Raw genomic sequence first — 8,175 nt, 5'->3', positions numbered from 1 at the left:
GAATTGAATGATCATTGTGATTTACAAAATCAGCGAAATAAACGCCGAGTAAAATTATAACAATTTCAAATAATCTCTCTGTAAATTTTCTTGACAATTTTATGTTCAAAGCACCGCTCCATTCCTTGAAAACCATCTTACTGTTAAGTCAGATGTTGAATTGGAGCGATTTTTAAGCTTTGACCATTACAGCAACATTACCCCTTCAAATTTCAATTCTCTGAAAAATTGTGAGTATGTTTGCGGAGCGAATGCGGGTGCACTGTTGAGTATTTTACCCGAGTTTCGCACCACGGGACTTTAAAAAGCCGGTCAGGCATTTACGCCTGACCGGCTTGATATTTTTCCGTTACTTGCGTGCAACAGGGCGAACCAATGGTGTTACGCGCCGGATCGTTACGCGACGGTTTTCCTGCTCGGCCACTTGTGTGCGGATTTTCAGGAACCGCTCGCCATATCCCTGCGTCACGAGGTTTTCTGCAGGAATATCATAGACTTCCGTGAGGAGGCTTGCCACGGATTCCGCGCGCTGGTCAGAAAGGACGAGATTTGACCGGTCGGAACCAACGGCGTCCGTATGACCTTCGATGAAGAAGGTTTCACCAGGGTCTTTGGCCAGCACTTTTTGCATTGCGTTTGCGACTTTACGCAGGGTTTTGGCCTGCGACAGTGAGACTTCTGCACTGCCTGTTGTAAAGTGAATTGTATCAAGATCGATACGGCGCACTTTATCACGCAAACGGGCAGAGTGGCGAACCTCATCAACCGTATAGACGCGCTCGACACGTTCGACCGGTGGCAGGGTCAGAAAGTCATAGAAGTCACGTTCTGGATCGGTCGCCACGTCAATAATGTAGTCGTTGACAGGGATGGTCAGCCGCATCGGAGGCAGATCATATCCAACGTCGAAGATCGCAGCGCGCGGATTATCATCATATTCCGGCGCATAGATCATCAGATATTCATTGCCGTCACGGTCAATGCGTGAGCGCTGCAAAATATCGCCGTAACGGTCATAAATGGTGACGATCTCATAGCCGCCGGGACGGACAATGGTTTCGCGCAAGCGACCGCGCGGCAATTCATCATAATAGCTGCGTTCCGCATCGCGGCGCAGACGGGGACGATCATCACCGCGCACGAAAATACGGTCACCTGTCTCAAGGATGACGCGATTGTCGATTTGCTCAACAACCTTCACATTCGTCACATTGTTAATCACCGTGTTGTTAATGACCGTATTATTGACAACCGTGTTATTGACGATGTTCGTGGTGTCAGGAACTACGAAAGCTGGCGCGTCCTTAATGCGCGTGCCTTCTTCTTTGAGGTTTGCTTCAATCTTCTGAGGCAGAGCTGCACTCACATCGGCAGGTATTTCAACCTGAGCGGCGGCATCGTTTTCTGGTGGCGGAGCCTTTTGTTCATCTGCAGCACGCTGTTGTTCACGTTGCTTGCGGCGCTCTTCTCGTGACTGATTGCCGCCCGAATTGTCCGCATCCTTGTCGCTGTCAAGAACGGCTGCACCGTTTTCAACCGGCAAAACAATAGTTTCATCGGTGCTGGCCGGATCTTTCGCAACTTCCTGCTTTTGCTCAGGTGTGCGCTCGTCAATAATTTCAGCTTTAGGTTCTGTTGTCTGATTATTGGCGGGTTGCTGTGCTTCCTGTTCTTTTTGCTCCGTCGGTACCTGCTGATCTGGTTGTGTCACCGGAGCGGCTTCATCAATCTGCGGTTTTTCCTCAGGGGCAGGGGGCTGTTGAGCAGGTTGCTCAGGCTGCATCTGAGATGCGGGTTGCTCTTCCTGCTGTTTAACAGGTGGCTGCTCTGCCGGTGCAACAGGCGGCTCAGTGGGCTGAGCTGTCTCAGGCTTCTGGTCAGCCGGTGCAGCTGGTACTTCTGCAGGTTGAGTTGGTTCAGGCTTTGGCTCGGCCGGAGTAGCGGGAGCCTCTTCAGATTGAACCGGATCGGGCTTCTGATCCGGATTTTCTTTTGGCTTGGATTGCTCTGCGGCTTCGTCAATTGCCTTCTGCTTTTCGGCAGCCTCACGCTGCGCCTGTTCTGCGGCCTGTTTCTGCTCTTCTGCCTGTCGGGCAGCGTCTTCAGTTTCTTTTCGGCGTGCTTCTTCTTCAGCTGCGCGCTGCTGATCAGCAGCACGCTGCTGCTCGGCCGCCTGACGGTCAGCCTCTTCCTGAGCCGCTTTCTGCTGCTGTTCGGCTACGCGTCTGGCCTCTTCTTCGGCCTCTTTCTGTTGTTTGGCTGCTTGCCGGGCAGCGTCTTCAGCTTCTTTTCTCTGCGCTTCTTCCGCCGCACGCTGTTGTTCAGCGGCACGTTGCTGCTCGGCAGCCTGACGCTCTGCCTCTTCCTGCGCAGCGCGCTGCTGCTGTTCAGCTACTTTGTTGGCTTCCTCTTCAGCTGCACGCTGTTGTTGTTCCTCGGCCTGGCGGCGGGCTTCTTCAGCCGCGCGCTCCGCTTCTTCTGCCTGTTGCTGACGCTGCATTTGATCGTCTGGCGACTGCTCACTGCTGTCTTGCGCAAGGATGATTGGCGCTTCTGACGTGCCCGCCTGAACCGGTTGCAACATGATGGAAGCTGAAAATGCCGGAAAAACAACCGTTGCAAGCAGCTTGGAACGAATACTCATAATCCCTCTCCTTAGGAAGGCAAGACATTGCACACGTTGCATTCTATCAGTTTCCGATCGAAAACAACGCTCAATACAGCCGTTATAATTTGCAGATTTACAGCAAAGTTCGGCGACATCATGAAATCGTTAGCGCAAAGTTCATGAACCTTCGCTGAATGTGAAAGAAGGTGCATGTTTACGGAGCAGCGAAACAACAAAAAATGTGATCAGAGAAAAAGAGCTGCCATAGGTGGCTCTCTCAGTTATCAGTGCGCCGACAAGCTACGCGTATGAAAAATCTGTTCCCCATCTTCTTTGGTGAAACTGGCAACCGGATTTTCCAGCAGATCAAGGACACGCTCAGACGGACGGCACAAGGCTGCGCCAAGAGGTGAGGTTACAACAGGCCTGTTCATCAGGATCGGATGTTGCACCATGAAATCCAGCAACTGATCGTCTGACCATTTCGCATTGGCTAAATCGAGTTCAGCAAAAGACGTACCTTTTTCCCGCAGCAAATCCCGCACGGAGATTTTCATGGCAGCAATAAGCTCTGACAATTGCTCTTTGGAGGGCGGCGTTTGCAGATAGTCAATGATGACAGGCTCTTCACCGCTGGCACGGATTATGGCGAGTGTGTTGCGTGAGGTTCCGCATTGAGGGTTGTGGTAGATAGTAACGGACATCAGATGTCACCTGTCTTGGTTTGATGATTGTCTTGTTCATACCAGCCTTTTGACCGGTTTACGATCCGGACGACGCAGAGCAGGGACTTCCATCATTACACCGACAATTGTTGCAAGGTATCAGTTGTGCGGTGATGACGGGGAAAACGCTATACGGACCACTGTTTCTATATCGTGCTCCATTCGGCCATTTTCTCACGAATGAGGCTGCGCATAATAGGAAACATTGGTGGTTGGGAGCGGCCGGACAGGCGGATGATGGCAAATTGTGATGTGTCCGAGGCGGGGCGCACCGGCACTTCCACAAGCTGCCCTGATGTTATCAGCTCATATGCCGGAGCGATAACCCCGTAATAAATTGTCTGGCTGCTCAATGTGGTTTGCAATAAACCATCAATCGCATCGGAATGGAAGGTTACACTCTCATCAGGATGGGCTTCCGGTCCGTAGATCGCAACCATATTGCGTATCTGCTCCGGCGCAAGGATTGTTGTTGCCAGCGGCCATGAGCGCAAATCAGAAAATTTCACCTGCGCGTGCTGTAATAAAGGATGACCTTGGCTGACAAGAAAACCTGTGCGCAATGCCGGCAGCATTTCAATTTGAAGATCAGCGGTCACCGGCACCCCTCTGATTTCAACCACCAGCATGTCCAGAGTTCTGTCCCGCAGCGCTTGCACTTGCAGCGGGATAGACCCGCGCATAAGCAGAATATGTAAAGACGGATTGGTCGTTGAAAACCGGCTGAGCAATGGGGCTGTGAGCAGGGCACTCGGCGTAGAGCCCAAGCCGATCCTGATCCGTCCCGCACTGCCTTCATGCTGCTGTTTGACAACACGATAAAGCTCTTCTGTTTCAAACAGCACCCTGCGCGCATGATCAAGCACCACATTACCAAAAGCCGTCACTTCACAGCGTTTGCCGATACGATCAACGAGCTTCATTCCAAGCTCCGATTCCAGCTGCGCAATGCTGCGCGACAAAGCCGGTTGTGTCAGATGTGCATGCTCGGCTGCCCGTGTGAACGAACCTTTCTCAGCTAACGCAATAAAATGTCGTAACTGCTGGATGTTCATGAAACTTTCCTAAACTGGTATGCGCTTTATGCATGATTATCAAATTTACTATGCATTGGACAAATGAAAATGCACCTCGTAGCTAACATTGGTAATGGTTTGGAAATCTTGGAGGGTGCAATCATGCAGGACATCAGAACACGGATTGAACGTGATGCTGAGGAATTTACGGCGCTGCGGCGTGATCTGCATCAGCACCCTGAACTGGCATTTCATGAAATCAGAACCGGCGGCATTGTTGCTGATCTGCTGGAGACGTGGGGCTATACGGTTGAGCGTAATATCGGTACCACAGGGATCGTTGGTCAGCTGCGCAATGGCGATAGCTCTGCGGCTATCGGCCTGCGTGCGGATATGGATGCGCTGCCGATTTTGGAAGCGACCGGCCTGCCTTATGCCAGCATTAATACCGGCGTGATGCATGCCTGCGGTCATGACGGCCACACCACAATGCTGCTCGCAGCCGCGAAAACCCTTGCCGAGCGTCGCAACTTTAACGGAACCATCAATCTGCTTTTTCAGCCTGCTGAAGAATACGGGCGCCCTGATAGTGGTGCAGCCCGCATGATCGCTGACGGATTGTTTGAAAAATTCCCGTGTGATGCGGTTTTCGGTATTCACAATATGCCAGGCTCGCCGCAGGGTCAGCTGCAATTTTATGACGGGGCGATGATGGCTTCGTCCGACAGTGTTTCCATTACGATAACAGGTCGTGGCGGTCACGGCGCACAGCCGCATACGACGGCCGATCCGATTGTTGCAACTGCCTCCATCGTCATGGCACTACAGACCGTCGTTGCCCGTAATGTTAATCCGCTTGATGCCGCTGTGGTGACTGTTGGTGTAATGCAGGCAGGTGTTGCGAATAATGTGATCCCTGAAAATTCGCGCATTGAATTGACGGTACGCAGCTTTAAACCGGAAGTGCGTGATCTGCTTGAGCAGAGAATTCGCGATCTGGTGGCCACGCAGGCGCAGAGCTTCGGCGTGAAGGCTGATATTGATTATGTTCGCGGCTACCCTGCCTTGCAGAATTCCACCGCAGAAACAGAGTTTGCACGACAGGTCGGCAAGCGCTTTGCCGCTGAGAGTAACTATGTTGCACAAACCACGCCGATGACTGGCAGCGAGGATTTCGCCTTCATGCTCGAGGAGCGCCCGGGTTCTTATATTTTCCTCGGTAACGGCGATCAGCCGGGCCCTGTCAGCCGTGCGCTGCATAATGACGGTTTCGATTTTAATGACGCGAATATCGTTGAGGGAGCCGCTTATTGGGTGGCCTTGACGGAGGAATTTCTGAACGGCACCACAGGCCGTAAAGACTAAAACTATTTTATCTGTTGGAGGATAACCATGAGCGCGACTACGATGCATGCGCCGCATACGGCTTCGGACAATCTGTCCGGCCAGTCTGAAAAACCGCCGGTCAAGGCAATCGCCGCAGCGGTTGCCGGTAACGCCCTCGAGTTCTACGATTTTATCGTCTACTCTTTCTTTGCTGTTTATATTGGACAGACCTTCTTTCCGCTCGGCAGTGAAACAGCAAGCCTGCTGGCCTCGGTTGCGGTTTTCGGCGTGGGCTTTTTCACCCGTCCGCTCGGCGGCGTTCTGATCGGTGCTTTTGCAGATAAGGCAGGGCGCCGTTCTGCGATGATCCTGACCGTTGCCTTGATCACAGTTGGTACATTGGGACTGGCAGCAACGCCAAGCTATGAAACGATTGGTATTGCCGCACCGATCATCGTTCTGTTTTGCCGTCTGCTGCAAGGTCTGGCGCTCGGTGGTGAGGTCGGCCCTGCATCGGCTATGCTCATCGAAGCCGCCCCGCGCGAAAAGCGTGGGCTCTATGCAAGCTGGCAGATCGCCAGCCAGGGTATCGCCGTTGTTGCCGGTGGTCTGATGGGTGTGCTGGTTTCCTGGTATCTGCCGCATGAAGATCTGGTTTCATGGGGCTGGCGTCTTCCGTTCCTCGTGTCTCTGGCTCTGATCCCGATTGCGATTTATATCCGTCGTGCATTGCCGGAAACGCTGGAAAAGCCGAGCGATAAAACCGGTACGCAGATCGTGACCTCAGTTTTCACCAACCACACCCGTTATCTGGTGCTTGGTATTCTGGTGATGATCGCTACCACAGTGTCGACACAGGTGGGTAACTACATGACCACCTATGCCATTCAGACATTGAAACTGCCTGCAATTCTTGCACAGGCGGGAACCGTGCTTGGTGGTACAATGACATTCATTTTTGCTCTGGTTGCCGGTTATCTTGCGGATAAATATGGCCGAAAGGGCGTGATGATCTGGCCGCGTATTGTGCTGATGATCGTTATTATTCCTCTGTTCTTCTGGCTGGCGGAATCCAAAGATCCAGCTGTACTGCTGTTGGTCACTGCCGCAATTACATTGCTCACTTCGATGACCGGCGCTGCAAGCCTTGTTGCGATCCCTGAGATGATGCCTATTGCGCTGCGTGCAACCGGTGTTTCCCTGATCTATGCGATCGGTGCGACCCTGTTTGGTGGGACAACACAGTTCATCATCACATGGCTGATTGGTATTTTCGGCGCAGTCGCTCCGGCGTATTATGTGGTTGCAACGAGTGTGATTTCACTTGTGGCAATGTTTATGATGCCTGAAACGCGCAATTTTGATGTTAAGCGCTAACAGATTGCGCATTTGAGAATAGACAGACTGGCTGGCTGGCATTGTTTAGCCAGTCTGTCTCACAAGCAGGCGGTGATGCGGAATAAACGGATCGCCGCCGCTTTCATGACTATTGTTGACGCAATAGCGACATCTCAAAGGTGTAAAATAGGTGAAACAGCGTTTGCGCGCCGTACTCGATGAAATCGAGGCTGAACTCAAAGATAGCGTTACACGCGGTAAAGTCGCCGACTATATTCCGCCGCTTGCGCAGGTCGATCCTGCGAAGTTCGGCATTGCGATTATGCTTCATGACGGCTCGCTGATTTCAGCCGGTGACGCAAAAGAAGCCTTTTCTATTCAAAGTATTTCTAAAGTCTTTGCTCTGACGCTGGCGCTTGGCAAAAGAGGCGACGGTATCTGGCAGCGTGTCGGCCGTGAACCGTCAGGCGACCCTTTTAACTCCAGTGTTCTGCTGGAGTTGGAAAAAGGGCTGCCGCGCAATCCGTTTATCAATGCCGGTGCTATTGTCATCTCGGATATTTTGCTGAGTTCACACCAGCCGCGCGAAACTATCGGCGAGATTGTGCGCTTTGTTCAGTCGATTGCCGAGGACGACGATATCTATATTGATGACGTGGTTGCCAAGGCAGAAGACAGGACCGGTTTCAATAATGCGGCTCTTGCGAACCTTTTAAAGGCCAACAAAAATCTGGATAACTGGCCGTCCCATGTGCTGGGTGTTTATCATCACCAATGTGCGCTGGCGATGAGCTGTGAGCAGCTTGCTCGTGCAGGGCTTTTTCTTTCTGCCTCCGGTCGCGATCCGGTGAGCAATCATCGGATTGTCAGCGTTGAGCGCGCGCTGCGTATTAATGCGCTGATGATGACCTGTGGTCATTATGACGGCTCCGGCGACTTCGCGTTTCGTGTGGGTGTCCCTGCCAAAAGCGGTGTGGGCGGGGGGATTCTTGCAATCGTTCCCGGTATTTCATCCATTGCCGTCTGGTCACCGGGGCTTAATCAGCATGGCAACTCTTTGCTCGGCACGCGTGCACTGGAAATTCTGTGCCGCCGTATGAACTGGTCAGTCTTCGGGCGTTGAGCTAACCCTTTGAGACTGCTTTTTACCAGTGCTACCAAG

6 protein-coding genes are annotated in these 8,175 nt (G+C 52.3%); 3 read left to right on the top strand and 3 right to left on the bottom strand.

The window, feature by feature from the left end; all coding sequences use genetic code 11:
* Positions 1 to 349: 349 nt before the first annotated feature.
* The 3 genes from P8H26_RS14535 to P8H26_RS14525 all read right to left on the bottom strand — a co-directional run bounded on the left by P8H26_RS14535 (position 350) and on the right by P8H26_RS14525 (position 4,388).
* Positions 350 to 2,644 (bottom strand): OmpA family protein, encoded by a 2,295-nt coding sequence (locus P8H26_RS14535; protein WP_289633868.1) that lies wholly within the window; start codon positions 2,642 to 2,644, stop codon positions 350 to 352.
* 248 nt (positions 2,645 to 2,892) lie between these two features.
* Positions 2,893 to 3,312 carry an arsenate reductase (glutaredoxin) gene (gene arsC / locus P8H26_RS14530; protein WP_289633867.1) on the bottom strand — a complete coding sequence of 140 codons (420 nt, stop codon included), beginning with the start codon at positions 3,310 to 3,312 and terminating at the stop codon, positions 2,893 to 2,895.
* Positions 3,313 to 3,479: 167 nt separating this feature from the next.
* The gene (locus P8H26_RS14525) at positions 3,480 to 4,388 is read right to left on the bottom strand and encodes a LysR family transcriptional regulator (protein WP_289633866.1); all 909 of its coding nucleotides are present in this window, start codon (positions 4,386 to 4,388) and stop codon (positions 3,480 to 3,482) included.
* Positions 4,389 to 4,511: 123 nt separating this feature from the next.
* On the opposite strand from P8H26_RS14525, the gene P8H26_RS14520 reads away from it, so the two are divergent.
* The 3 genes from P8H26_RS14520 (at position 4,512) to P8H26_RS14510 (ending at position 8,136) form a co-directional block, all read left to right on the top strand.
* Positions 4,512 to 5,714, top strand: a complete 1,203-nt coding sequence (locus P8H26_RS14520; RefSeq protein ID WP_289633865.1) for a M20 aminoacylase family protein — start codon at positions 4,512 to 4,514, stop codon at positions 5,712 to 5,714.
* A 27-nt stretch (positions 5,715 to 5,741) separates the two neighbouring features.
* Complete coding sequence (locus P8H26_RS14515; protein ID WP_289633864.1) at positions 5,742 to 7,052, top strand: MFS transporter; 1,311 nt, start codon at positions 5,742 to 5,744, stop codon at positions 7,050 to 7,052.
* 151 nt (positions 7,053 to 7,203) lie between these two features.
* Positions 7,204 to 8,136, top strand: a complete 933-nt coding sequence (locus P8H26_RS14510) for a glutaminase (RefSeq protein WP_289633863.1) — start codon at positions 7,204 to 7,206, stop codon at positions 8,134 to 8,136.
* Positions 8,137 to 8,175: the final 39 nt, after the last annotated feature.

The organism is Pseudochrobactrum sp. sp1633 (assembly GCF_030376605.1).
Lineage (GTDB): Bacteria > Pseudomonadota > Alphaproteobacteria > Rhizobiales > Rhizobiaceae > Pseudochrobactrum.
The sequence above is the reverse complement of the archived record's forward strand: the minus strand, read 5'-3'. Positions and strand labels throughout refer to the sequence as shown.